22 protein-coding genes and 1 pseudogene are annotated in these 25,095 nt (G+C 63.6%); 20 read left to right on the forward strand and 3 right to left on the reverse strand.

Translation table 11 applies throughout. From position 1 onward, the window contains the following. From VF497_RS12620 to VF497_RS12675, 12 genes and pseudogenes are all read left to right on the forward strand, one after another. Positions 1 to 345 (forward strand): annotated as a pseudogene (locus tag VF497_RS12620) (2,3-bisphosphoglycerate-independent phosphoglycerate mutase); the annotation flags it as partial. Further along, positions 342 to 1,541, forward strand: a complete 1,200-nt coding sequence (locus tag VF497_RS12625; protein WP_330889229.1) for a murein hydrolase activator EnvC family protein — start codon at positions 342 to 344, stop codon at positions 1,539 to 1,541. The pseudogene VF497_RS12620 and the gene VF497_RS12625, both read left to right, overlap by 4 nt. A 93-nt stretch (positions 1,542 to 1,634) precedes the next feature. Continuing rightward, positions 1,635 to 2,975 carry a S41 family peptidase gene (locus tag VF497_RS12630; protein WP_330889231.1) on the forward strand — a complete coding sequence of 447 codons (1,341 nt, stop codon included), beginning with the start codon at positions 1,635 to 1,637 and terminating at the stop codon, positions 2,973 to 2,975. 248 nt (positions 2,976 to 3,223) lie between these two features. Beyond that, positions 3,224 to 4,237 carry a LacI family DNA-binding transcriptional regulator gene (locus tag VF497_RS12635; protein WP_330889233.1) on the forward strand — a complete coding sequence of 338 codons (1,014 nt, stop codon included), beginning with the start codon at positions 3,224 to 3,226 and terminating at the stop codon, positions 4,235 to 4,237. Positions 4,238 to 4,310: 73 nt separating this feature from the next. Beyond that, a complete protein-coding gene (locus VF497_RS12640; protein ID WP_330889235.1) occupies positions 4,311 to 7,355 on the forward strand; it encodes a TonB-dependent receptor in 3,045 nt (1,014 codons plus the stop codon). A gap of 135 nt (positions 7,356 to 7,490) precedes the next feature. After that, positions 7,491 to 9,005, forward strand: coding sequence for a tryptophan halogenase family protein (locus VF497_RS12645; RefSeq protein ID WP_330889237.1), 1,515 nt, complete (start codon positions 7,491 to 7,493; stop codon positions 9,003 to 9,005). 125 nt (positions 9,006 to 9,130) lie between these two features. After that, positions 9,131 to 10,669: a glucoamylase family protein gene (locus tag VF497_RS12650; RefSeq protein ID WP_330889239.1), complete on the forward strand. Its 1,539-nt coding sequence runs from the start codon at positions 9,131 to 9,133 to the stop codon at positions 10,667 to 10,669. 93 nt (positions 10,670 to 10,762) lie between these two features. Further along, entirely contained in the window at positions 10,763 to 11,998 is a 1,236-nt protein-coding gene (locus VF497_RS12655) for a sugar ABC transporter substrate-binding protein (protein ID WP_330889241.1), read from the forward strand. Continuing rightward, positions 11,995 to 12,873 carry a sugar ABC transporter permease gene (locus tag VF497_RS12660; RefSeq protein ID WP_330889243.1) on the forward strand — a complete coding sequence of 293 codons (879 nt, stop codon included), beginning with the start codon at positions 11,995 to 11,997 and terminating at the stop codon, positions 12,871 to 12,873. Before VF497_RS12655 ends, VF497_RS12660 begins: the two co-directional genes overlap by 4 nt. Further along, positions 12,870 to 13,691 (forward strand): carbohydrate ABC transporter permease, encoded by an 822-nt coding sequence (locus tag VF497_RS12665; RefSeq protein ID WP_330889245.1) that lies wholly within the window; start codon positions 12,870 to 12,872, stop codon positions 13,689 to 13,691. Before VF497_RS12660 ends, VF497_RS12665 begins: the two co-directional genes overlap by 4 nt. Continuing rightward, positions 13,688 to 14,821 (forward strand): alpha/beta hydrolase, encoded by a 1,134-nt coding sequence (locus tag VF497_RS12670; protein WP_330889247.1) that lies wholly within the window; start codon positions 13,688 to 13,690, stop codon positions 14,819 to 14,821. The genes VF497_RS12665 and VF497_RS12670 overlap by 4 nt, the downstream gene beginning before the upstream one ends. Beyond that, positions 14,818 to 15,951 (forward strand): alpha/beta hydrolase, encoded by a 1,134-nt coding sequence (locus VF497_RS12675; protein ID WP_330889249.1) that lies wholly within the window; start codon positions 14,818 to 14,820, stop codon positions 15,949 to 15,951. Before VF497_RS12670 ends, VF497_RS12675 begins: the two co-directional genes overlap by 4 nt. A gap of 9 nt (positions 15,952 to 15,960) precedes the next feature. On the opposite strand, the gene VF497_RS12680 is transcribed toward VF497_RS12675, so the two are convergent. Next, positions 15,961 to 17,322, reverse strand: coding sequence for a GH1 family beta-glucosidase (locus VF497_RS12680; RefSeq protein ID WP_330889250.1), 1,362 nt, complete (start codon positions 17,320 to 17,322; stop codon positions 15,961 to 15,963). Positions 17,323 to 17,580: 258 nt separating this feature from the next. On the opposite strand from VF497_RS12680, the gene VF497_RS12685 reads away from it, so the two are divergent. From VF497_RS12685 to VF497_RS12710, 6 genes are all read left to right on the forward strand, one after another. Continuing rightward, positions 17,581 to 18,147 carry a YjfI family protein gene (locus VF497_RS12685; RefSeq protein ID WP_330889252.1) on the forward strand — a complete coding sequence of 189 codons (567 nt, stop codon included), beginning with the start codon at positions 17,581 to 17,583 and terminating at the stop codon, positions 18,145 to 18,147. Positions 18,148 to 18,162: 15 nt separating this feature from the next. After that, complete coding sequence (locus VF497_RS12690; RefSeq protein WP_330889253.1) at positions 18,163 to 18,933, forward strand: PspA/IM30 family protein; 771 nt, start codon at positions 18,163 to 18,165, stop codon at positions 18,931 to 18,933. Positions 18,934 to 18,994: 61 nt separating this feature from the next. Further along, positions 18,995 to 19,615: a DUF2491 family protein gene (locus VF497_RS12695; protein WP_330889254.1), complete on the forward strand. Its 621-nt coding sequence runs from the start codon at positions 18,995 to 18,997 to the stop codon at positions 19,613 to 19,615. 12 nt (positions 19,616 to 19,627) lie between these two features. Next, positions 19,628 to 20,041: a DUF350 domain-containing protein gene (locus VF497_RS12700; RefSeq protein WP_330889255.1), complete on the forward strand. Its 414-nt coding sequence runs from the start codon at positions 19,628 to 19,630 to the stop codon at positions 20,039 to 20,041. 46 nt (positions 20,042 to 20,087) lie between these two features. Beyond that, on the forward strand, positions 20,088 to 20,702 hold the full coding sequence (locus VF497_RS12705) for a DUF1190 domain-containing protein (RefSeq protein ID WP_330889257.1): 615 nt from the start codon (positions 20,088 to 20,090) through the stop codon (positions 20,700 to 20,702). A 3-nt stretch (positions 20,703 to 20,705) separates the two neighbouring features. Beyond that, on the forward strand, positions 20,706 to 21,866 hold the full coding sequence (locus VF497_RS12710; protein WP_330889259.1) for a glutathionylspermidine synthase family protein: 1,161 nt from the start codon (positions 20,706 to 20,708) through the stop codon (positions 21,864 to 21,866). Between the two features lie 48 nt (positions 21,867 to 21,914). Here VF497_RS12710 and VF497_RS12715 read toward each other — a convergent pair whose 3' ends face one another. Next, positions 21,915 to 22,466, reverse strand: coding sequence for a hypothetical protein (locus VF497_RS12715; protein ID WP_330889260.1), 552 nt, complete (start codon positions 22,464 to 22,466; stop codon positions 21,915 to 21,917). Between the two features lie 47 nt (positions 22,467 to 22,513). Between VF497_RS12715 and VF497_RS12720 the strand changes: the two genes are divergently transcribed. After that, the gene (locus tag VF497_RS12720; RefSeq protein ID WP_330889262.1) at positions 22,514 to 22,672 is read left to right on the forward strand and encodes a hypothetical protein; all 159 of its coding nucleotides are present in this window, start codon (positions 22,514 to 22,516) and stop codon (positions 22,670 to 22,672) included. A gap of 207 nt (positions 22,673 to 22,879) precedes the next feature. Beyond that, a complete protein-coding gene (locus tag VF497_RS12725; protein WP_330889264.1) occupies positions 22,880 to 24,532 on the forward strand; it encodes an intradiol ring-cleavage dioxygenase in 1,653 nt (550 codons plus the stop codon). Here VF497_RS12725 and VF497_RS12730 read toward each other — a convergent pair. After that, positions 24,529 to 25,095, reverse strand: a 567-nt coding sequence (locus VF497_RS12730) for a DNA polymerase thumb domain-containing protein (protein WP_414706897.1), incomplete at its 5' end; no start/stop codon positions are given. The two genes, VF497_RS12725 and VF497_RS12730, sit on opposite strands and share 4 nt — an antisense overlap.

Here is a 25,095-nt window from a genome sequence, read left to right on the forward strand (position 1 = left end):
AATATCGCCAATGCCGACATGGTCGGCCACACCGGCAAGCTCGACGCGGCGATCAAGGCGGCCGAGGCCGTCGACGCGGCGCTTGCCAAGATTCTTGCCGCGATTCTCGATGCCGGCGGCGAAATGCTGATCAGCGCCGACCATGGCAATTTCGAGCAGATGCTCGACGCGAACGGCGTGCCGCACACCCAGCACACGGTCGGACCGGTGCCGCTGGTCTACGTCGGTCGCAAGGCGACGCTCGAGCACGGCGCGTTGCGCGATCTCGCGCCGACCGCGCTGGCATTGATGGGATTGCCGCAGCCGGCGGAGATGACGGGTCATTCACTGGTCCGCTTCGCTTGAATTGGGTTTTCCTGTTCCGCGCCCGGTCGTCTCGAGCCGCGGCAGCCGTCGTATTGGCGATCGCGAGCCTGCTCGGCATGGGCCAAGTCCACGCGCAGAGCAGCGACGAAGTCCAGCGCGTCGCGCAGGAAACGCAAACCAGGCAGAAGCTCGACTCGGTCCGCGTCGAGATCAGGAAAATCGTCGATGCGCAGAAGGAAACCGGCGCGCAGAAGGACGCCGCTGTCGCTGCGTTGCGCGATCAGGATCTCAAGGTTGCGGCTGCGGCAAAGGAACTGCGTTCGATCGAGCAGAAGCTCGTCGGCCAGCAGGACAAGCTGGCCGAGCTGGAAGCGCGGCGCGATGCGCTCAACGTCAAGCTCAGCGCGCAGCGCGAAACCCTCGCGGCGCTGCTGCGCTCCGCCTACGTCGTCGGTCGCGGCGAGGAACTGAAGTTGCTGCTCGCGCAGGAAGACGTAGCGAAGATCGGCCGCACGCTCGAATACTTTCATTACTTCGAGCGCGCGCGCGTCGCCCAGATCGAGGCGCTGCTCAAGGATCTCGATGCGCTGGCCCAGGTGCACAAGGCGATCGATGACGAGACCGCGCAGCTTTCCGCGACGCGCGCGCAGCGTGCCGACGAAGCGAAGCAACTCGATGCCGAGCGCGCGCAGCGCGCGCAGGTGCTGGTCGATCTCGACAAGCAGCTCAAGGACGACCAGGCGCGCCTCGCCGCGCTCGGTCAGGACGAAAAGGAACTCTCCGACTTGCTTGCCAAGCTGCGCGACGTGTTCGCCGACATCCCGAAACAGCTCGCCGGCGCGGAACCGTTCGCCTCGCTGCGCGGTCGATTGAACTGGCCGGTGCGCGGCAGGCTGGTGTCGGGTTTCGGCGCGCGCTCCGGCGAGCGCGTCAGCAGTGGCATCGTGATCGCCGCGGCGGACGGCGCGGAAGTGCACGCGGTGTCGCATGGACGTGTCGTGTTCGCCGACTGGATGCGCGGCTTCGGTCTGCTGCTGATCGTCGATCATGGCGACGGATATTTGAGTCTGTACGGCTACAACGAGACCCTGCTCAAGGATGTCGGCGACTGGGTCAATGCGAATGAAGCCGTCGCGACCAGCGGCAGCACGGGCGGGCAGAAGATGCCGGGCGCGTACTTCGAACTGCGCGCGCAGGGCAAGCCGGTCGATCCGCGCGGCTGGCTCAAGCCTTGATTGCGGGCCACGCCATCCCATTGATAGAAGATGTACGCTGTTTGCCGTCGTTTCAGCAAAAACGGAAATGACGGACTCCACGGGATTATTTCCATGAACAAACTTGTCGCCGTCACCTTCGCCCTCGTCGCGGGCATTTCCCTCGCGCGCGCCGACGAGGCCAAGCCCGATGCGCCGCCCGTGCCGGTCGACGAGGCGACGAAAAAGACCACGGTCGACATCAACGACGTGCGCCAGTTCGCCGCGGTGTTCGCCCTGGTCAAGCAGGCCTATGTCGAGCCGGTCGACGACAAGACCCTGTTGCAGTCGGCGGTCAAGGGCCTGCTCGCCAACCTCGATCCGCACAGCGAATACCTCGACGAGAAGGCGATGACCGAGCTGTCCGAGGACACCACCGGCAGCTACAACGGCCTCGGCATCGAAGTGCTCACGATCGAAGGCACGCTGCGCGTGGTCGCGCCGATCGACGACTCGCCGGCGGAGCGCGGCGGCATCAAGGCCGGCGACATCATCGTGCGCATCGACGGCAAGCCGATCACCAGCGAGAACGCGAGCGAAGCCTCGAATCTGCTGCGCGGCAAGGCCGGTTCGCAGGTGACGCTCGGCGTCGTGCACGAGGGCGCGAGCGCGCCGGTCGAGATCAAGCTAACGCGTGAACCGATCCGCGTCGCCAGCGTGCGCACGCGCTGGATCGAACCGGGTTACGTCTATCTGCGCATCGCCCAGTTCCAGGAGGACACCGGCGGCGAGGTCAAGCGCAAGCTGGCCAAGCTGCGCGACAAGAACCAGCCGGTCAAGGGCCTGGTCCTCGACCTGCGCAGCAATCCGGGCGGCCTGCTCACCTCGGCCGTGGAAGTGAGCGACGACTTCCTCGACTCGGGCCTCATCGTCACCACGAAAGGGCGGCTCAAGCAATCCGACCTCGCCTTCAACGCGACGCGCGGCGACCTGATCGACGGCGCGCCCATCGTCGTGCTTGCCGACAACGGCACCGCCTCGGCCGCCGAGATCGTCGCCGGCGCGCTCAAGGACAACCACCGCGCGCTGATTATGGGCCGGCGCACATTCGGCAAGGGCTCGGTGCAGACCGTGCTACCGCTCGACGAGACGCACGCGATCAAACTCACGACCGCGCGCTACTACACGCCGAGTGGTGTTTCGATCCAGGCCGCGGGCATCCAGCCCGACATCGAGCTCGGCGACCTCAAGCTCGTCGCGCGCGACCTGCCGCCGAGCTACATCACCGGAGAGCGCGATCTGCCCAACCATCTCAAGGGAACGAACGAAAAGGATGGCGCAGACGGAAGCAAGCCAGCTGCTACCGCCCGCGGGGAAGCCAGCGACGACTACGCGCTCAGCGAAGCGCTGAATGTGCTCAAGGGCCTCGCGCTGCAGCGCAAGCCGGCGTCGGCCGCTGTCGAGAAGAAAGGCTGAGGCTCGCCGCGCCGCGCCGGATTTCGGGCCGGGGAACTTCGCCGCGCAAGCCTGCGGACGAGGGCGGACGAATCGGTCCGCCCGCGCAAATCTTCCTTCTTTGCCCATTGCCCCTTTGTTGCAGCGCTTTTGCAAACTCCGATGAAAACGTTTACATTCCACTGACGAGAGGCTGTAAACGTTTGTAAAAATTGCGCGCATGCGCATCGCATCGCGGTCGTATGCATAGCGCGGGAGGGCGTGAGGGCATGGCGGTAACCATACGGGATGTCGCGCGCGAGGCACGGGTTTCCGTGGCGTCGGTGTCGCGCGCCCTCAACGGTTCTCCCGCGGTCACCGACGAGACGCGCCAGCGCATCGCCAGCATCGCTGCGCGTCTGCGCTACGTGCCACACAGCGCGGCGCGCAGCCTCATCACCAAACGTACCCAGACCGTCGGCGCGCTGCTGCCCGACCTCTACGGCGAATTCTTCTCCGAGCTGATCCGCGGCATCGACCTCGCCGCGCGGGCGAAGGGATTGCACCTGCTCGTCTCCTCCTCGCACGGCGACGCCGTCGAGGCCGCTGCGGCACTGCGCGCGATGCAGGGTCGCGTCGACGGCATGCTAATCCTGTCGCCGCATGTCGACACTGAATTCCTGCGTGCGAACCTGCCCGAATCTACGCCGGCGGTGCTGCTCAATTCCGCACTCAAGAGCAGCCAGTTCGACGTCCTCAACATCGACAATTACGGCGGCGCGCACGCGATGACTCGGCATCTGCTTGATGCGGGTCACGCGAGCGTCGCCTTCGTCAGCGGCCCCGAGGACAACTTCGACGCGCAGCAGCGCGAGCGAGGCTATCGCGAGGCGATGGCCGCATTCGCGCCGAAGGCAGCGGTGAAGGTCGTCGCGGGCGATTTCAGCGAAGAGTCGGGCTACCTGGTCGGACGCACACTAGCAAAGAACGGCAAGCCGCGTGCCGTGTTCGCGGCCAACGACATGATGGCGGTCGGCTGCCTGCGTGCTTTCGCCGAGGCCGGACTGCGCGTGCCGCAGGACGTTGCGCTCGCCGGCTTCGACGACATCCCGATCGCCCGTTACATCACACCGGCGCTCACCACCGTGCGCGTGCGCATCGCCGACCTCGGCCGCAGCGCTCTCGAACGCGTCGCCGCGGCGATCGAAAAACCCGGCCGCGCGCGCCATGCCGCGCAGACACTGGCCTGCGAAGTCGTCGTGCGCGCGAGCAGCGGCAGCGGGAGGACAACGAAACCAGTTTGAACGCGAGACCGCAAGCCACGAGCGGCACATACCAACAAACACGCATCGCTACCTATCCTTGGGAGGAGAACAGATGAAAAAGCCACTGCCCTTGAAGAAAAAGATCCTCGCTTCGCTGATCCGCACCGCCGTCGTCGCCACGGTGGCGATGCCGGCAATGAGTTGGGCGCAGTCGTCCGATGCCGGTGTGCGCGGCAAGGCACCGCCGCAGATGCAGGTCACAGCCAAGAATCTCGATACCGGTTTGCGTCGCACGACCATGAGCAGCGCGGATGGAAGCTATGCGCTGGTCGCGTTGCCGCCTGGCAGATATCAGATTGATGCGGGACCAGGTACGGAAAAAACGATCACTCTGACCGTCGCCTCGACAGCCTCGTTGGACTTCGCTGCACCGGGCGCCGCAGGCACCGCGGCGGCGGCCGCCACATTGGAGGGCATCACTGTCACCGGCAACGTATTGCCGGAAGTGAAAACCTCAGAAATCGGCAGCACAGTGTCTCTGCGTCAGATCAGCACAATCCCGCAGACCACACGCAACTTCCTCGAGTTCGCCGACACCGTGCCCGGCATGCAGTTCTCGGTGGACCCGAAAGGCCAGACCTCCCTGCGCGCTGGCGTGCAGACGACCAGCGCGATCAACGTGTACATCGACGGCGTCGGTCAGAAAAGCTACGTGCTCGCCGGTGGCGTAGCGGGTCAGAACCAGAGTCAAGGCAATCCGTTCCCGCAGCTAGCGATCGGCGAATACAAGGTCATCACGTCGAACTACAAGGCCGAATTCGACCAGGTTGGCAGCGCTGCGATCGTCGCCCAGACCAAGTCGGGAACGAATGAGTTCCATGGCGAAGTGTTCGGCACGCACACCGAAGAAGACTGGCGCAAATCGACGCCCGCAGAAGTGGTCACTGGCACCAAGACAAAATCATACGACGATGAATTTGGTTTCGCTGTCGGCGGCCCGATCATCCAGGACCAGATGCATTTCTTCTTCACCTACGAGGGCAAGAATTATTCGACGCCGACGCCGGTCATCTTGCCAGGCGATGTCCCTTCTGCCTGGGCGAGCTATCTTCCGGCCAATGTGCGCAGCCAGTTCGGGCCTGCGGCCAATCCGTTCACCGAAGACCTCTACTTCGGAAAAATCGACTGGGAAATCACCGATCGTGACCGCCTCGAGCTGTCGGGCAAACTTCGTCAAGAGGCCGGCATCAAGGGTGTCGGCGGCACGACTGCGGCATCAGCCGCATCGGTCAATAATAATACCGACCGTCGCTACGACCTCCGTTGGCAGCACTCCGCAGATGCGTGGACCAACGAACTGCTGTTGACGTACGAGAATGCGCTGTTCAATCCTTCTGCGATCAATGGTGGCGCGAATTCAATCGTCTACAACTACATCAAGCCGAGCGGCGGCGACGAGACCATACTGAATGCGGGCAACGCGTCGGCATTGTCGGTACAGCACAAGGGCCAGAAAGGCCCTGCGATTCAGGACGATCTGACCTTGAATGCGTTGCAATGGAATGGCGACCATGTGATCAAGATGGGTTTCAAGTACAAGAAGGTCGACTTGACCCAAAGCGAAAACGATAGCCTCGTTCCCACGTTCTACTACGATGTGACACCGACCGGTCTCGGCGACCCCTACAAGGTTACGTTCAATACACCTTTCGTCGGCGGTACGCCTTCGGTGACGTCGAAGGACAAGCAATACGGCGCCTACATTCAGGATGACTGGGCGGTCAACGATCATCTGACCTTGAACCTTGGTGTGCGCTGGGACTATGAGGACAACGCGGCATATACCGACTTCGTGACCCCGCAGGCATGGGTCGATGCATTCAACAAACCCGATCCTCGTGCTACCAATGGCCAGACCTACATGCAAACGTTGGCGGCGGCGGGTGTCAACCTCAATGATTACATCAGCAACGGCCACAATCGCAGCATGCCCAAGAACATGTGGCAGCCGCGTCTGGGCTTCTCATACGACTTGAACGGCGATGAAGAGCACGTGATCTTCGGCGGTGCGGGCCGCAGCTATGATCGCAACCTCTACGACTATCTTGGCCTCGAGTACACGAAGAGCGCGCTGTCGTTCAATCAGATCAATTTCAACACGACGACGCGTCCGTGCCCTGCCGGTTCGACCTGCATACCGTTCAATTCGAACTATCTGAGCGGCCCCGCCGCGCTCGCCGGTCTTGTCACGCCCGGTGTCCGCACCGGCGAAATCGACATCATGAGCAACAATCTCAAGGCGCCATATTCCGATCAATTCAGCATCGGCATGCGCAACAAGGTTGGCGACTGGAACACGAGTGCGACGCTCGCGCGCATCGTCAGCAAGGACGGGTTCTATTTCACGCTCGGCAATCGCGATGCCAGATCGCCGGGCAAATACCTCACGCAGACAGGCAGCTATCCGTGGGACGGCTCACCACCGGGATTTGGCAACCTGATCATTGGCCAGAATGGACTGGAAACCAAGACAACGCAGTTGCTGTTGTCGGTTGAGAAACCCTACACCAAGGACTCGGGTTGGAGCGCGAACATCTCGTATACCTACACCGACGGCAAGTCGAACGGCTTCAACAACATCAGCGATGAGCATTACTTCTGGACGTATCCGAATATCGCCAATTCGCCATTCATTGTCTCGAACGGTGCGCCGAAGCATCGTCTTGTTGCGGTCGGGTCGATGGATGTGCCGTGGGATGTCACGTTGACCGGCAAGCTGACGCTGGCGACGACGCTGCCGCATCAGGGAGATTCGGTGAATCCGAACGATCCGAATCCACCGCCATACGATCACTTTATCTATGGAACCTACAATCCACCCGGGAAAAGTTTTCTGATCGGCGGTCCGATATTCGGCACGCGTCAGTTCGACTTGTCCGCGATCAAGAATTTCGATCTGACCCATGGCATCACGTTCTATACGAAGCTGGACATCATCAACGTGTTCAACTCCATAAATTGGGCCGACAGCGCCGTGCAGGTGTACAGCTGGTATCACAACGGCGCCTTCAGTCCTTCGCCTGGTGGCTATAACCCTTCCGGTGACGTCAATACGCCGATGCGCACATTCAAACTCACCGCGGGCGTGCGCTGGTAGGAAAGGGACTTTTGGCAACATCCGTGTTGCAAAGCCCGCTCCGGCGGGCTTTGTTTTGGCTGTAGATGGAGAATTCCTGATGCGCGCGATTGCGTGCAAAAATAACGCATTGAACTGGAACCGGAATCGAGGGGCATGAGCGAGAATCGCATCAAGAACATCGTCATCGTCGGCGGCGGCAGCGCGGGCTGGATGGCGGCCGCGGCGTTTGCGAAGGTGTTCGACGGCGTCTACTCGATTCGCCTCATCGAATCCGAGGAGATCGGCACGATCGGTGTCGGCGAGGCGACGGTGCCGCATCTGAAGCTGTACAACCAGACGCTGGAAATCAACGAAACCGAATTCATCAAGCAGACCCAGGGCACGTTCAAGCTCGGCATCGAGTTCGTCGACTGGGCGCGACGCGGCGACAAGTACATTCACGGCTTCGGCCAGATCGGCCATGACCACGGCATGCTGCCGTTCCACCAGTACTGGTTGAAGGCCCACAGGCAGGGCATGGCGAGTGGCCTCGACGATTATTCGCTCAACGCCGCGGCCTCGCTGAAAGGCAAGTTCATGACCTCGGCGCGCGACGTGAAAGAACACTCGCCGCTGGCGAACATCGCCTACGCGTATCACTTCGATGCGGGCCTCTATGCAAAATTCCTGCGCAACTACGCCGAGGCGCGCGGCGTGCGCCGTACCGAGGGCAAGGTCACGCAGGTGATCCAGCGGCCGGAGGATGGTTACATCGATGCGGTGGTGATGGAGAACGGCGAGCGCATCGACGGTGATTTGTTCATCGACTGCTCGGGTTTCCGCGGCCTGCTGATCGAGCAGACCTTGAAGGCCGGCTACGAGGACTGGTCGCACTGGCTGCCGTGCAACAGCGCGGTTGCCGCGCCGTGCGAGAACGTCGGTCCGCCGACACCGTTCGTACGCTGCACGGCGCGCGAAGCGGGCTGGACGTGGCGTATTCCGCTGCAGCATCGCACCGGCAATGGCTACGTGTACTCGAACCAGTACATCAGCGACGACGAGGCCGCGTCGAACCTGCTTGGCTGGCTCGACGGCCGCGCACTCGGCAATCCGCGCGTGCTGCGCTTCACGCCGGGGCAGCGCAAAAAGTGCTGGGACAAGAACGTGGTTGCGATCGGTCTCTCCAGCGGCTTTCTCGAACCGCTCGAATCGACCAGCATCTTCCTGATCCAGTCGGCGATCGCGCGCATCATCAATCTGTTCCCCGATGAAGGGTTCAGCGACGTGATCCGCGAGCGCTACAACGCGCAGGCCGCGTTCGAGATCGAGCGCATCCGCGACTTCATCATCCTGCATTACTGCGCGACCGAACGCGACGACACGCCGTTCTGGAACTACTGCCGCACGATGTCGATTCCCGAGCCGCTGGCCGACAACATCCGCCTGTTCCGCGACTCGGGCCGTTTCTATCGCAACGCCGAGGAAATGTTCGCGCAGCCGAGCTGGGTCGAGGTGATGGTCGGCCAGCGCATCCTGCCCGAGCGCTGGCACCCGATGGTCGACCAGATGCCGCAGACGGAACTCGAGGAGCTCGTCGGCGGCGTGAAGAAGGTGATCGCCAACTGCGTCGAGGTGATGCCGCCGCACCAGGCCTTCATCGATCGCTACTGCAAGGCGCCGCGACCTTGAGGGCGAGTTCTGATGCGGGAACAATCGCACCGTCGCAATGTCAGACCAGCATCGCAATACCCTTCGCGAAGGCGCATGATGCGCCCGCCGCGCCGTTTCCATTCCTTCTGATCGAGTAGCCTTTCGTGAATCCGAGCAAGCCGTTCCGCCGCCTGCGTGTAAACGTTTTCAGCTTCCTCCTCGTCGTTGCCGCGAGCACCTCGAGCCCGCTGTTCGCGAAAGCCCCGTCTGCGCCTGCGGTCGGCGGCGCGCCGATCACCACGTTCCAGTCGCTGCCGAAAGAACAGCAGGCGACGCTCGACGAACTCGAGAAGCGCACGTTCGATTTCTTCATCGCCAGCGCAAATCCGGAAAACGGCCAGGTGCCCGATCACTGGGCGCCAGGGCACGAGAACGATCCCTCGTTCTTCTCCTCGGTCGCCGCGGTCGGCTTCGGTCTGACCGCGTACGGCATCGGTGATGAGCGCGGCTGGATCAAGCGCGACGAAGCGGTGAAACGCACGCTCGCGACGCTGCGCTTCTTCGCCAACGCCAAGCAGAACGAAGAGAAGGACGCGAGCGGCGCGCATGGGTTCTTCTACCACTTTCTCGACATGCACAGCGGTGCTCGCTTCGGGCCGGAGCCGTGGGTCGAATTGTCGTCGGTCGATACGGCGTGGCTGCTTTACGGCGTACTGTTCGCGCAGTCGTACTACGACAAGAACACCAAGGACGAAAAGGAGATCCGCCGACTCGCCGACGACATCTACCGCCGCGTCGACTGGAAATGGTTCAGCGACGGCAATCCGCTTGTGCAAGGCGGATGGACGCCAGAGAACGGCTTCGACTACAACTACTATCGCGGCTTCAGCGAGGCGATCGGTTTGTACATCCTTGCGCTCGGTTCGCCGACGTATGCTTTGGATCAGGCCACCTGGAAGCGCTTTACCCAACCGTTCGACAAGCTCTGGGGCGAATTCCAGGGGCAAACCTATCTCGCCGGCAGTCCCTCCTTCTGGCACCAGTGGGCGTATTCGTGGGTCGATTTCCGCGGCATCCAGGACGAGTACATGCGTGGCAAGGGCATCGATTACTTCGCCAACAGCCAGCGCGCCGCCCTCGCGCAACGTGAGTATGCGATCCACAACCCCATGCAGTGGAAGGACTACGGCGGCAATGTTTGGGGCTTGACCGCGAGCAATGGCCCGCGCGGGCACACGCCGCGCGGCGAGCCTGACCGCTACAAGAACGATCCGAAGCCCTTCTACGGTTACATTGAACGCGGTGCGGGTCTGTCGCGTGCGGCCGTCGACGACGGCACGATCGCGCCGACTGCGGCGGCTGCCTCGATCGCGTTCACGCCGCAGATCGTGGTCCCGACGATCGAGGAAATGAAGCAGCGCTACGGCGACGATCTCTACACGCAATACGGCTTCGTCGACGCGTTCAATCCGAGCTTCACCTTCACCGACCGCGCGGTGCGCACCGGTCGTGTCGTGCCCGACAAAGGCTGGTTTGACGATCTTTACCTAGGCGTCGATCAGGGGCCGATTCTGCTCATGCTCGAGAACTACCGCAGCGGCCTCGTCTGGAAAACGATGCGCAAGAATCCGTATATTCGCGACGGACTCAGGCGCGCCGGATTCAGCGGCGGCTGGCTCGGCAAGTCCACAGAGAAAAAATAGAGGCCGCAACGGCACGCGCCGAAGCTGCCTTGCGGAGGTGTCGTGTCGTCATTCGGGATGGCGGGACTCGCGCGGATCGCGGCATGGGCGACCATGTTCGCGCTTTGCTCCTGCGCGCCCGCCGCGCACGAGACGACGCTGAAGTTGTGGGCGTTCGGCCCCGAGGGCGAGGCGGTCGGCAAACTGCTGCCCGAGTTCGAGCGCGCGCATCCGGGTGTGCATGTCGAGGTGCAGAATCTGCCGCTGACCGCGATGCACGAGAAGCTGCTGACCGCGTTCGCCGGAGACGCGCTGCCCGACCTGTGCCAGCTCGGCAACACCTGGATTCCCGAGTTTGCCACGCTCGGCGCGCTCGAGCCGTTGCAGGTGTACGTCGACAAATCCGACGTCGTGCGCCGCGACGACTATTTCGCCGGCATCTGGGACACGAACATCGTCGACAGCGCGCTCTACGGCGTGTCATGGTATGTCGACACGCGCCTGCTGTTCTATCGCAAGGACCTGCTCGCCGCGGCCGGTTTCGACCACGCGCCGCGCGACTGGGACGAGTGGCGGCGCGCGATGGCGGCGATCAAGCAGAGCCAGGGCGCGGACAAGTACGCGATCTTCCTGCCGCTCAACGAATTCGAGCCGCTGCTCAATCTCGCGATTCAACAAAGCGATCCGTTGCTGCGCGATGAAAACACGCGTGGCAACTTCGAGAGCGAGGGATTTCGCCGTGCATTGGACTTCTATCTCGAAGCCTTTCGCGAACATTGGGCGCCGCCGCTTTCCAACATCCAGGTGCCGAACTACGCGGATGAATTCGGCAAGGGCTACTTCGCGTTCTACGTCACCGGGCCGTGGAACATTGGCGTCTTCAAGCAGCGTCTGCCGGCCGAAGTGCAGGGGCATTGGGGCACCGCGCCATTGCCGGGCGCGAATGGCCCGGGCGGCGGTGCAGCGGGTGGATCGAGCTTCGCGATCTTCCGTGCGTCGAAAAACAAACAGCTCGCGTGGGAGCTGGTCGAATTTCTCTCGCAAATGAAGCAACAGCAGCGCTTCTACTCGCTGACCGGTGACTTGCCCGCGCGACGCAGTGCCTGGGACTTCGTCGAACTAGAAACCGACGAGTTCACCCATGCCTTCCGCGCCCAGCTCGAACTCGTCAAGCCGATGCCGAAGGTGCCCGAATGGGAGCGCATCGCGACCGAGATGCAGCTTGCGGCGGAGCGCGTCGTGCGCGGCGGAGAATCCGCGGACGCGGCATTGCGCGCGCTCGATGCGAAGGTCGACGACGAAATCCTGGCCAAGCGCCGCGCCCTTCTCGCGAGGAAGGTGCGGCAATGAACAGCGAGCGCGCCGCCTGGACCTTCGTCGCACCCGCGCTCGTCGTGCTCGGCGTCTTCCTCGCCCTGCCGGTCTGCGCCGCACTGCTGCTGAGTTTCACCGACTTCGACATCTACGCGCTGGCGAGCCTCGACAACCTGCGTTTCGTCGGCCTCGCAAACTATGTCGACGTGCTGCGCGCGCCGCTGTTCTGGAAAGCGCTGGCCAACACGGTCTGGTTCGTCGTGCTCGCGCTGCCGCTGTCACTGCTGACATCGCTCGGTGCGGCGTTGCTGCTCAATTCGCCGCTCGCGCGCTTCAAGGGCCTGCATCGCACGGCGCTGTTCGCGCCCGTGGTGACGACCGTCGTTGCGGTCGCGATCGTCTGGCGCTACCTGTTCCACACGCGCTATGGCCTGATCAACGACGTGCTCGGCCATCTCGGCATCGGTCCCGTCGACTGGCTTGGCGATCCGCATTGGGCGATGCCCGCGCTCGTGCTGTTCGCGGTGTGGAAGAACTTCGGCTACAACATGATCATCCTGCTTGCCGGGCTACAGGCGATACCGCAGGATTTGTACGAGGCCGCGCGCATCGATGGCGCATCCGCCTGGCGCCGCTTCTGGCACGTCACGCTGCCGGGCCTTAGACCCGTGCTTCTGCTCGTCGCGATCATCACGATCGCAGGCTATTTCCAGTTGTTCGCCGAGCCGTACGTGATGACGCGCGGTGAACCGGAACAGTCCACGGTCAGCGTGCTCTATTTCATGTACGAGGAAGGCTTCAAGTGGTGGAACCTCGGCCGCGCCTGCGCGGTCGCCTTCCTGTTGTTCGCGCTGATCCTCGTCGTCACGCGCATGTTGTTGCGCTTCGTGCGCACGAAGGAAGGCGCATGAATTCGCGCATGGCGAAATGGATCGTCAACGGCCTGCTGGTCGCCGGCACCGTGTTCACGCTGCTGCCGCTCGCGTGGATGCTGTCAGCATCGTTCATGCAGCCGGGTGAGGCGAGCCATGCGCCGCCGCCGCTGCTGCCAGCGCATGCGACGCTCGCCAACTATCACGAGTTGTTCGTGCGTGCGGGCATGGGTCGCTATCTGCTCAACAGCTTCCTGATCGCGAGCGCGATTACGCTCACCTCGCTCGCGTTCAACCTGAGCGCGGGCTACGCCTTCGCCAAGCTGCGCTTCAAAGGCCGCGAGCGGCTGTTCCAGCTCGTGCTCGCAGCGTTGCTCGTGCCGCTGCAGATCGCGATGATGCCGCTGTTCCTGCTGATGAAGTGGCTGCATCTCGTCAACAGCTACGGTGGCGTGATTGTGCCGGCGCTCGCGACCGCGCTCGGCATCTATCTCGTGCGCCAGTATGCGCGCTCGATCCCGACCGACCTGATCGAGGCCGCGCGCATCGACGGCGCCGGCGAATGGACGATCTTCCTGCGCATCGTGCTGCCGCTGCTCAAGCCGATGATCGTCACGCTTGCCGTGCTGACCTTTCTTGCGAGCTGGAACGATTTCATGTGGCCGCTGATCGTGCTCAGCGACCAGGCCTGGCAGATTGCGCCGGTCGCGCTCGCCGGCCTTTCGCGCGAGCACGTGCAGGACAACGAATTGATGATGGCCGGTTCGGTCGTGACGATTCTGCCCGTGCTGCTGCTGTTTCTTTTGCTGCAACGCCAGTATCTGCAAGGTCTGTTGCTCGGGAGCGTGAAGGGATGAGGTTTTTCTTCCGTGTGTTGCTCGCATTGACGATATTTGCTTCGTACGCATACGCCGAAACCAAACCGGCTACCGAAATCGGCACGCTGGCCGGCGCCGCGTATCGCATCGATGTTCCGGCCGACTGGAATCGGCGTGTGGTCGTGTTCTTCCACGGCACATCGGAAACGCCGGTCGCGTATGCGGCGAGCGAGCCGCTCTCGCCGATGTTCCGCCACGTCCTGCAGCGCAAGTACGCTCTGATCCAGTCGGGCTATTCGGCCTGCGGCTGGGCGCTGGAGGAGGCCGAGAAGGACAGCGAACGCCTGCGCCAACACTTCGCCGCGAGCCACGGCAAGCCGGATCAGTTTCTCGTCATGGGCATGTCGATGGGCGGCGCGCTCGTGGCGATGACGATCGAGCAGCAGCCAGGCATCTATGCCGGCGCGCTGTCGCTGTGCGGCGTGCTCGAACCGAGCGATGTCTTGTTCCAACGCGATTTCGCACTCGCCGCGGCCTTCGACTTCTACTTCCCCGGCGTGCTGCCGCCATTCGTGCCGGTACCGGCGGACTATGTCGCGGACAAGCGGATGGTCGCGAAAATCGCCGCGGCGCTCGCGTCGAAACCCGCGGCGATGCAGTCGCTGCTGCGCTGGTACGGTACGGCGACTGCGAAGTCGTTGCCCGACGTGATCGCCGACACGCTGACCGACTTCCGCGACCTGCAGCATCGCGCGCACGGCAATCCGCTCGGCAATGCCGACCTGATCTACGTCAACTCGGGCGACGATGCCGAGCTCAATGCCGGCGTGCACCGCTATCGCGCCGATGCAAACGCGGCTGCGTGGCTGGCGCGCTGGTACACGCCGAGCGGCAAGCTCACGCGACCGTTGCTGGCCGTGCACGACATCGGCGATCCGCTCGTGCCAGCGGCCGGCGCGTTCACCTATGCGCTTACCGCGCAGCGCGCCGGCCATGCCGACAATTTCGTCCAGCAGTACGTCGCGCACGAAGGCCATTGCGTGTTCAAGCCGGATGAAGTCGCGCGTGCGTTCGATCAGCTCGTCGACTGGGTCGATGCGGGCAAGCGGCCTGTACCAGGTGCTTTGCCAGCGCCTGCTGGCGTCCAGACAAAGGAGACGACACGATGAGAAAAAGTGGAATTTTGCGCATCGCCATGCTTGCCGCGGTGTGCGTCGCTTCGCTGCTGGCAGGTTGCGCCGATCTGGCGCGCAAGGCGCCCGTATTGCCGGTCAGCACGACGGGGACGCGCGACGGCGCGGCGTATCGCATCGACATTCCCGCGAACTGGAACCACGAGCTGATCGTCTACTATCACGGCTATCGGCACGAGCCCGTCGTGCATGACAAGAGCAAGCGCATCTGGCCGGCGCTCGATGCCTTGCTGACAAAAGGCTATGCGCTGATCCAGTCGGGCTATTCGCGTGGCGGCTGGGCGATCGAGCAAGGCTATGCGGAAACCGAAGCGTTGCGTCGCGACTTCGTTGCTAGCTACGGCAAGCCCGCGCGCAGCTGGGTGATGGGCGAGTCGATGGGCGGCGCGTTGACCGCGCTCACGATCGAGACACGGCCGGAAACCTACAGCGGCGCGCTGGCGCTGTGCGGCGCGATCGAGCCGTCCAACCGCATCCTCGACAAGGCGTTCGCGCTGCGTGCTGCGTTCGACTATTACTTCCCCGACCTGCTTGGCCCGCTCGTGCCGGTGCCGGACCCGCTACCGGATTACAAAGTGATGAGGCAGCGCATCGCCGATGCGCTCGCGGCCAAGCCGGCTGCGCGCGACGCGCTGCTGCGCCTGTACGGCGTGGCATCGGAGAAAGGTTTTCCGGACATCGTCGCGTTCGTCACCCAGATACTCGGCGAGCTGCAACGGCGCACGCACGGCAATCCGTTCGGCAACGCCGATCTGATCTACACGGGCTCGGGCGATGACTTCGCGCTCAACGATGGCGTCAAGCGTTATCGTCCCGATGCGCAGGCGGCCGCCTACGTCGCACGCTGGTATGCGCCGACCGGCAAGCTGCTGAGACCCATGCTCGCGCTGCACGATACCGGCGATCCGCTTGTGCCGGCGGGCGATGCGTTCGAATATGCGTTGACTGCCGAGCGCGCTGGCCACGGCGAAAACTTCGTGCAGCAATATCTCAACCGCGAAGGTCATTGCGTATTCGAACCGGACGAAATCGCGCGCGCGTTCGGCGAACTCGTCGACTGGGTCGATGCGGGCAAACGGCCGGTGTCAGGCAAGCTGCCTCAATAGCAGGCAAGCTCAACGCCCGTTCAATACCGCGCCGTTGCTCGCGATCACGTCCGCGTAAAGCTTGCCGCTGGCCTTGATCGTGCGCTGCTGCGTGGCGAAGTCCACGTGCACGATGCCGAAGCGTTTGGAAAAGCCCAGCGACCATTCAAGATTGTCGAGCAGCGACCAGGCCATGTAGCCGCGCACATCGCAGCCTTGCGCGATTGCGTCGGAAATGGCCGCAAGGTGCTTACGGAAATAGCTTGCGCGCAGCGGATCATCGACGATGCCATTTTCCGCCTGCGGCGGATCGTAGAACGCCGCGCCGTTTTCGGTAACGTACACGGGCGGATTGCCGTAGCGCTGCCTGATCCAGGTCAGCGTGTCGGTGAGGCCTTGCGCGAACACTTCCCAGCCGGTTTCGGTGTAGGTCGCGTCCTGCTTCACCGGCGCGGCGCGCAGCGGGTAGTTGTTCGCATCGAAGCGGGTGACGTTGCGCGTGTAATAGTTGATCCCCAGCCAGTCGATCGGCTGCTTGATCAACGCGAGATCTTCCGCCGGCCAGGCTGGCCACGCGTCGTCGAAGACATCCTTCAACTCTTCGGGATAGGCGCCGAGGAAAACCGGGTCGAGGTATTGCCGGTTCATGTAGGCGTCGGCGCGCTTCACCGCGGCGAGGTCTTCCGCGTTCTTCGATGCAGGATATTTCGGCTCGATGTTGACGACGATGCCGATGCGGTGTTTGCCGTTGGCGCGGTAGGCCTGCACCGCCGTGCCGTGCGCGCGCAGGAGATTGTGGCTCGCGATCGGCGCTTCGTATTTGCTGCGATGGCCTGGCGCGAGCGCGCCGTGCAGGTAGCCGCCGTCGGTGACGACCCAGGGTTCGTTCAAGGTCGCCCATTGCTGCACGCGATCGTCGAGCTTCGCATACATGACGTTCGCGTAGTCGGCGAACCAGCCGGCGATATCGGGATTGAGCCAGCCGCCGCGGTCGTCGAGCGCCGCGGGCAGGTCCCAGTGGAACAGGGTCGGCAACGGCACGATGTCGTTGCGCAGCAGTTCGTCGACAAGACGGCTGTAGAAATCCAGCCCCTTCTCGTTGATCTGTCCGCGTCCCTCGGGCAATACGCGCGCCCAGGCGATGCTGAAGCGGTAAGCCTTGAGGCCGAGCTCCTTCATCAGCGCGACGTCGTCCTTCCAGCGCCGGTAGTGGTCGCAGGCTACGTCGCCCGTGTCGCCGTTCGCCATCATGCCAGGCGTGCGCGTGAAGCGCTGCCAGATGCTCGGCCCGGCGCCGTCGGCGAGCGGCGAGCCCTCGATCTGGTAGGCACTCGTTGCCGCACCCCAGAGAAAATCCGCGGGAAACTGCACGCGTTGCGATGTTCCGGACATTCCCTGCGTCTGCGCGGTGTGAAAACGATTACAGCGAGGATAGCGCACGTGCCGGGGGATGTGTAGGAATCCGCTTCGGCCGTTCCGGTGATTCCGAACGCCTCGCTTTCGCGTCTGATTCCGGTGCCACCGACAAAATGAACAGTTGACAACGAAAGTAGTTACATGTAACGTTACTTGTAACCTTCGATGCCAAACAAATCCGCCAGCAAACCACGTTCCGCCGAATCCCGGCGCCAGCAGGCCTTCCGCGAACGCATGAAGGCCAGAGGCCTGATCGCGCGCCAGGTCTACATCCGCGCCGAACATGCCCCCGTACTGGCCCAGCTCGAACTCTCGTTACGCGAAGCCACGCTTTCCCCGCCACTCGTAACCATCAAGGATTACGCCGCCATGACCCACCCGTGGACCACCCAGACCCTGTTCGACGCGCTCGAAACCCATGTCGCGCGCGAGCGCCTGCCGTTGCGCCTGCGCCTGGAAGCCGGCGCCGAGCCGACGATCGCGATTTCGCTGCCCGAACACGGCGACCTCGACATCCACCTCGCCGCCTCGGGCCAGCAGCTGTTCGTGTCGACGCCGCTGTGCCTCGGCTCGCAGGTGCGCGACCGCGCCACGTTCAACGACGCCTGCCTGCGCCTCAATCCGCTCAATCCGCTATCGAACATCGGCCTGCAGAGTCTCGACGGTGAAGACGTTTATACGGTCTTCGGCGAACTCTCGACGCGTTCGCCAATCGCGAACATCGTCGAAGAAATCACGACGCTCGCCGACAACACGCTGCAGGCCGCGCATGCGCTGCAGAATTTCATCCATCGCGCCTGATCGAAGGAGAATCCGATGAGCATCCTGGAAAAAATCCTCACCCTGTTCCGCGGCGCGGCGACCGAAGCCGGCCAGTCCATCGTCGACAAGAACGCCGTGCGCATCCTCGATCAGGAGATCCGCGACGCGCAGAACGAGAGCGTGCGCGCCAAGGACGAGCTCGCGCGCCTGATGGCGCAACAGAAACTGGCCGGCGACAAACTGCAGGCCAAGCAGGACAAGAAGGCCGAGTACGAAGGCCATATCGCGCGCCTGCTCGCGACGAACGACCAGAATCTCGCGCGCGAAGTTGCGGCGAAGGTCGCGCAGCTCGAAAGCGAGCTCGCCGGCGAGCAGAAGGACTACGACAACCTTGCGGGCGCGGTCGAGAAGATGCACGCGGCGATCAAGACGGCCGACCGCCGCATCACCGGTTTGCAGCAACAGGTCGATCAGGTCAAGGTCAACGAAAGCGTGCTGCGCTCGCAGTCGGCGATCGCCGCGCGCCACAGCGGGCAGAACGCCAAGCTGCGTACCGCGCTCGATTCGCTCGAGCGGGTCAAGGCGCAGCAGGCCGAACGCGGCGCGCAGATCGAAGCGGCCGACACGCTCGCCAAGAGCGAAGGCGACGGCGATCTCGAAGCGCGCCTGGCAAAGGCGGGCCTCGTCGCCGGAAGCGTCAGTGCCGACGATGTGCTTGCGCGCTATCAGAAAGTCACTGCGACCGTCGAGCCGCCGGCACAGCTTGGCGCGCCCGCGGCGAGCCCGGCGCTGGCGGTACCGGCTGAGAAAACGAAGGCGGGCTGAGCCGCATCGAGTCATCCCGGCAATCCTTGTCGGGATGACGAGCAATGCAAGGGGAATCGCGATGGAATGGTTCGGCAACAAATCAAACGACGCATCCGCGCCGAAGCTGCCCTACGGCGCGCGTTTGCGCGGCGCGGTCACCTTCGATGACCTCACCGGCAAGCTCGGCGCGAGCACTTTCAATTTCGACTGGCCGGAGAGCCCGCAGACGATCGAGGCGATCGGCGACATCGATCTCGGTGCGGGCAATCGCCTCTATCGTCTGTACCTGACCGACGACGCGTTCCTGCAGATTGCGACGGTCAACGGCGAGCCCGGTGACGTCAACCTGTTCGTCTACGCCGAGTCGATCAATCCCGCGAGCAAGGATGCGTTCGAGCGCTGGTGCACGGCCGGGCGTCTGCCCGAGTACACGCTGGGTCACGCGAGCTACCAGCGCGTCTGGGGCGAAGGCGAGGGCATGGCGCCGCCGGTGCCGCTCGAGGAAAGCGTCTACAAGAAAGACCTGACGACGGCCGACTACGACCTGACCCTGTACTCGATGCTCTACTCGCGCGAGTTGCCGGGCATGGATCGCAACGAGCTGCTGCTCGTCGCCGGCGAGGATTCCGGCCCCACGGACTTCGTCATCAGCCAGGCCGTCGGCATTCCGCTGTCGACTGCCGAATTCGAGATCACCTGAAGGAGCTGCGTCATGCCGACCGACCTTGCCCATTCGCTGAGCACCCTGCCTGCGTTCCTCGCCTACTTCGGCCTCGCGATCGCCGTGACCGCCGCGTTCATCGTGGTCTATCTGTGGGTCACCCCGCACGACGAGATGCGTCTGATCCGAGAGAACAAGGAGGCCGCTTCGATCTCGTTCGCCGGAGCCTTGCTCGGCTTCATCATTCCGGTCGCGACCGCGATCGCGCAATCGGTGAGCTGGTTCGACTGCCTGGTCTGGAGCCTCGTCGCGCTGGTCGTGCAAGTGCTGGTCTTCGTCGCCGTGCGCCTGTTCCTGCCGCACATCTCCGAGGAGATCAGCAACGACGAGCGTGCACCAGCGATCTTCCTTGCCGGTATCTCGCTCGGCGTCGGCATCCTCAATGCCGCTTCGATGACGTATTGAAAAGCAAAGCTGAGTCTTCTGATCTTTTTCCCGCTTGGATAAGGCAATGAAACGTTCCCGTGCCCTGACTCTCGTGCTGATGGCGCCTGCGCCGTTGCTGCTTGCGGGCTGCGACAACGCGCCGGAAGAAACGCTGCGCAAGGGTTTTTACACCGATGTCGCTGCCTGCGAAAAAGACGGCAACGCCACCGACGTCTGCCAGCGCGCGTTCGACAACGCGGCCAAGGCGAACGAGGCGAACTCGCCGAAGTTCAAGACCAAGGATGAGTGCATCGCCCAATTCGGCGACCTGTGCCGCGAGCGCGTCGTGCACGACGGTGCAAACGAGTCGAGCCTGTGGACGCCGCTGATGGCCGGCTTCCTGATCTCGCAGCTGATGTCGCCGCGCTATCCGTCGGGTTACTACGACTCGTCGCCGATCTATCGCTTCCGCAGCGGGCAATACACCCAGTACGGCGACGACCGCAGCAGCGGTTTCGGCGGCGGTGCGTCAGGCGGCAGTTCGACGGCGCGCTCCTACCACTCGGTCGACATCACGCCGAACCGCGCCGTCACCGTGTCGCGCTCAGGCTTCGGTTCGGTGGCCGCAGCGCGCAGCGGCTGGGGTGGTTCGAGCAGCAGCGCGCGCGGCTCGTCGTCGTCTTCGTCAGCCGGCGGCTGATTCGTGCGTCGCATCGAGATCGCCGAGCGGCCCGACTGGCGCGCGAGTGCCGAGCGCCTCGGCTTCCGCTTCCACACGATCGATGACGACGTGTATTGGGACGAGCGCGCCTACTACGCCTTCACGCTCGAGGAGATCGAGCGCGACATCGAAGCGCCAAGCGGCGAACTGCACGAGATGGCGATGGATTTCGTCGCTGATTGCGTACGCGACGAAGCGCTGCTGAAACGACTCGCGATTCCCGAAGCCTACTGGGACTGGATCGCCGAGTCCTGGCGCCAGGCCGCGCCACATGTCTACGGTCGCATGGACCTCGCCTACGACGGCCGCGGCCCGGCGAAGCTCTACGAGTTCAACTACGACACGCCGACTTCGCTCTACGAAGCGGCATTCTTCCAATGGCTCTGGCTCGAGGAACAGAAGCAGCGTGGCGCGCTGCCCGCGCAGGCCGACCAGTACAACCTGATCCAGGAAAATCTGATCGAGGCGTTCGGCGCGATCGCCAAACGCTTGCCGCGGCCATTTTATTTCTCCGCCGTACGCGAGTCGGTCGAGGACCAGGCCACGATCACCTATCTGCGCGACTGCGCCGAGCAGGCCGGCATCGCGACCAAGGCGATCGCGGTCGAGGACATCGGCTTGTCAAAAGACGGCCGCTTCACCGATCTTGAAGACTACGTAATCGGCACGCTGTTCAAGCTCTACCCGCTCGAATTCATGTTTGCGGAAGAGTTCGGCAGAGCGTTGCCGAAGTCAGGCCTCCAGCTGATCGAACCGCCGTGGAAGGCGATCCTGTCGAACAAGGGCGTGCTGCCGCTGCTCTGGCAGCGTCACGAGAATCATCCGAACCTGCTGCCCGCGTTCTTCGAGAACGACGCGCGCACCGCGTTGCCCGCCGGCTGGGTGCGCAAACCGTTCTTCTCGCGCGAAGGCGCGAACATCGAGATGCACCTCGTCGACGATTCAACGACGGCGAGCGCAGGCCCGTACGACGATGCGCCGACGATTCGTCAGGCCGTGCATCCGCTGCCGCATTTCGCCGGCGGCTATCCGCTGGTCGGCAGCTGGGTGGTCGGCGATCGTCCTTCCGGCATCGGCATCCGTGAAGATGCCACGCTGATCACGCGCGACACCGCGCGCTTCGTGCCGCACATCATCGAGTGATGCGGAGCAGGCCGTGACCTGCTCCCTGTGCGCGCGTGCGCATCGTGCTCACAAACCCGGACCGCCGTGCGGTCCACCGGGTCCGCCGCCTGGTCCGCCGGGACCACCGCCGCAATGCGGCATCGCGCCGGCATTGGCGAGTGCGAGGTGATCGGCTTTGAGTTGCGCTTCAGCCGTTTGCACCGCGGTCGCGTCGGTGGCGATCTTGGTCTGGTCAGCGGCAGCGTTGCCGTTGTTCGCTGCGGCGTCGGTTTTCAGCTGGGTGAAATCGCTTTCGAGCTGGGCGTGTGCGTTCTTCAGCGCAGTATCGTCCGTTAGGAGGTACGACTGGATCGCTGTGTGTAGCGTCTGCTGTGTGGTCTGCAGTGCGCCGCGATCGGTGGTTAGCGTCGCCTGTGCAGTGACGGCGGCGGTGGAATCGCCGAGCGCAACCTCGATGCGATATTGCAGTTCATCGGAGCGGACTTGCGCGCACGCGGTTTCGACCGCGGCGGCTGCGGTGGTGACCGCGGTAGGCACGGTCGCGGCGGTCTGCGCCGCGGCGGGCCCGACTGAGATGATCGAGAGTGCGAACGGGAGGGAGAGCAGTCTGGTTTTCATGATGTGACCTCGGAAAGGTGGAGAGGCCGTCGCGCCGATGCCCGGGCATGCTCGATCTCGTGACCACGGACACCGACACGAGCTTGCCGGCATGTCCTTCGATCGGGCGCCGCGAAAACCGCATCGGCGCGACGGGTGCCCTGCATCCGGGTACGCGGTCGCAGGGCAACGGCAGCCTAGCGGGCGCGGTGCCGCAATGCCGTTAGAAATGCCTGAATCCATGAAGAATCCACAAAAGCGCGCAATGCGCAGACATCGTGGATACGCCTTCGCCCGCCGTCGCGTTAGCGAATCGTGAATACTGAAAATATCCACATTTATACATTGGTGACGCGGGAATAATCGGCGCGGAACCCGCTACTCCGACGGTTCCATCCGCGCCCATCGACAAGCAAGCAAGAAGGAATCCAGCCATGCCGACCCTCATCGATCCCGCGTCCGCGCAGAGCATTTTTGCGCCGCCGGCAAAACCCGCCGATTCATCGGTCGCCACCGTCCGTGACCCGGGCATGCGTCCCGCGCGCCGACGCATGCTCGGCGCGTTCGGCGCATTGTCCGCGCTGCCGCTGCTCGGCGAAGTCGCGTCACGCAACACTGGCCAGCTCGCGCAGGTGGCCACGACCGCGAGCATTGCGCCAAACATCGACCAGCAGGGCCTGAGCGGTGCCTGGTATGACCACGCCACGAGCGGGCAGGGCATGCTGATCGATGTGATCCCCGGGCAGGCCTACCTGTTCGGTGCGTGGTTCACTTATGACACCACGGCGGGCGACGCCAGCGCGCAGCGCTGGTACACCTTCGGCGGCACGATCGCCGACGATGCGAGCAGCGCGACGCTGACGATCTGGCAATCCAGCGGCGGCAACTTCAACGCGACGCCGAAGCCGTATGCGATCGAAGTCGGCAGCGCGACGTTGAGTTTCGACTCGTGCACTTCGGGCAGTTTCGTTTTCACGCTCAGCGACGGCCGCAGCGGCGTGATCCCGCTCGTGCGTCTGCTTTCCAACGCGGCCTGCACGTCGACCGACACGACGGCAACAGCGAGCGCCGCCGACTTCGCCCTGTCCGGCGCGTGGTACAACGTCGACACCAGCGGCCAGGGCCTGCTCATCGAGGTGAACTCGGCGTACCCGTACGTATTCGCGGCCTGGTTCACCTATGCCGAGAACGGCGAAAGCGGCGGCGCTTCCGGCCTGCGCTGGATGACCGCGCAAAGCACGGGCTACGCGGCGGGCGATCACACGATCAAGCTGACGCTTTACGTCGGCACCAACGGCACCTTCAATTCGGCGGCGACGAAGATCACCGTGACCGAAGTCGGCACGGCGACGCTCACTTATTCGAGCTGCGGCTCGGCCGTTTTCAGCTACGACTTCACCGCGGGCGAATTCGCCGGCAAGTCCGGTGACATCCTGCTGACGCGCACCGGCGCGACGCCGGCGGCGTGCGTGTTCGGCAGCAGCTGCGCGCTGATCCCGAGCGAAACCGACGGCCCGTATCCGTTGTATTCGATTCTCTCGAACACGGCGCTGCAGCGCCGCGACATCACCGAAGGCAAGACCGGCGTGCCGCTGCGCGTGGTGCTGCGCCTGATCAACGTCAACAACAGCTGCGCGCCGATCTCGAACGCGGCGATCTACATCTGGCACTGCGACAAGGACGGCGTCTACTCGGGTTATGCGAATCAGACCGGCGGCGTCAACGCAACCGGGCAGACCTTCCTGCGCGGCATCCAGGTCACCGACACGAGCGGCCAGGCCGTGTTCGAGACGATCTATCCGGGCTGGTACTCGGGCCGCATCACCCACATCCACATCCAGGCCTATCTCAACGACGTGTTGACCCAGGGCACAGCGGTGATCACGACGCAGATGGCGTTCCCGCTCGATGTGACGAAGGCGGTATACAATTCCACTTTGTATGCGGCGCACGGACAGAACACTTTGGTGACGAGCTTCGCCCAGGACAACGTGTTCAGCGACGGCACGACCTACGAGATGGCGACGATTGCCGGGGACGTCAGTAATGGATATGTCGCGACGTTGACGTTGGGTATCGCCGCCTAGCGCGTTTCGGCGGAGCTGTCCTCGAACAGTTCCGCCTGCGGCGGCAGCTCGTGTTCGTCGCGGAAATTGGATAAACCCACGCCAACGAGGCGATAGCGCGTGCGCGGCGGCAGGTCAACGCGCTCGCGCAGGCCGACGGCGAGCGCGACGAACGCCTCCTCGGTCTGCGGCGGCGCGGGCGGCGTGTGGCTGCGCGTGATGATGTGGAAGTCGGCAGTCTTGAGCTTGAGCACGACGGTGCGGCCAATGCGTTCGGTCTTGCGCGTCGCGCTCCAGGTTTTCGCCGCGAGCTCCCGGATCATCGGCTCGATCTCGCCGAGCAGCACGTCGCGCGCGAACGTGTCCTCGGACGAGATCGACTGCACGCTTTGGTCGGGATTCACGCGGCGCTCGTCGATGCCGAGGCTCAGCTCGCGCAGGCGCAGGCCGTAGCGGCCGAAGCGGCGTTCGAGTTCGCGCAGGTCGAATGCGCGCAGGTCGGCGCACGTGTGTACGCCGAGTGATTCGAGCTTCGCGTTCATCACCTTGCCGACACCGGGAATCTTGCCCACGTCGAGCGGTGC

Origin of the sequence: Rudaea sp., assembly GCF_036383415.1 — a bacterium.
In the GTDB taxonomy this organism is placed as follows: domain Bacteria; phylum Pseudomonadota; class Gammaproteobacteria; order Xanthomonadales; family Rhodanobacteraceae; genus Rudaea.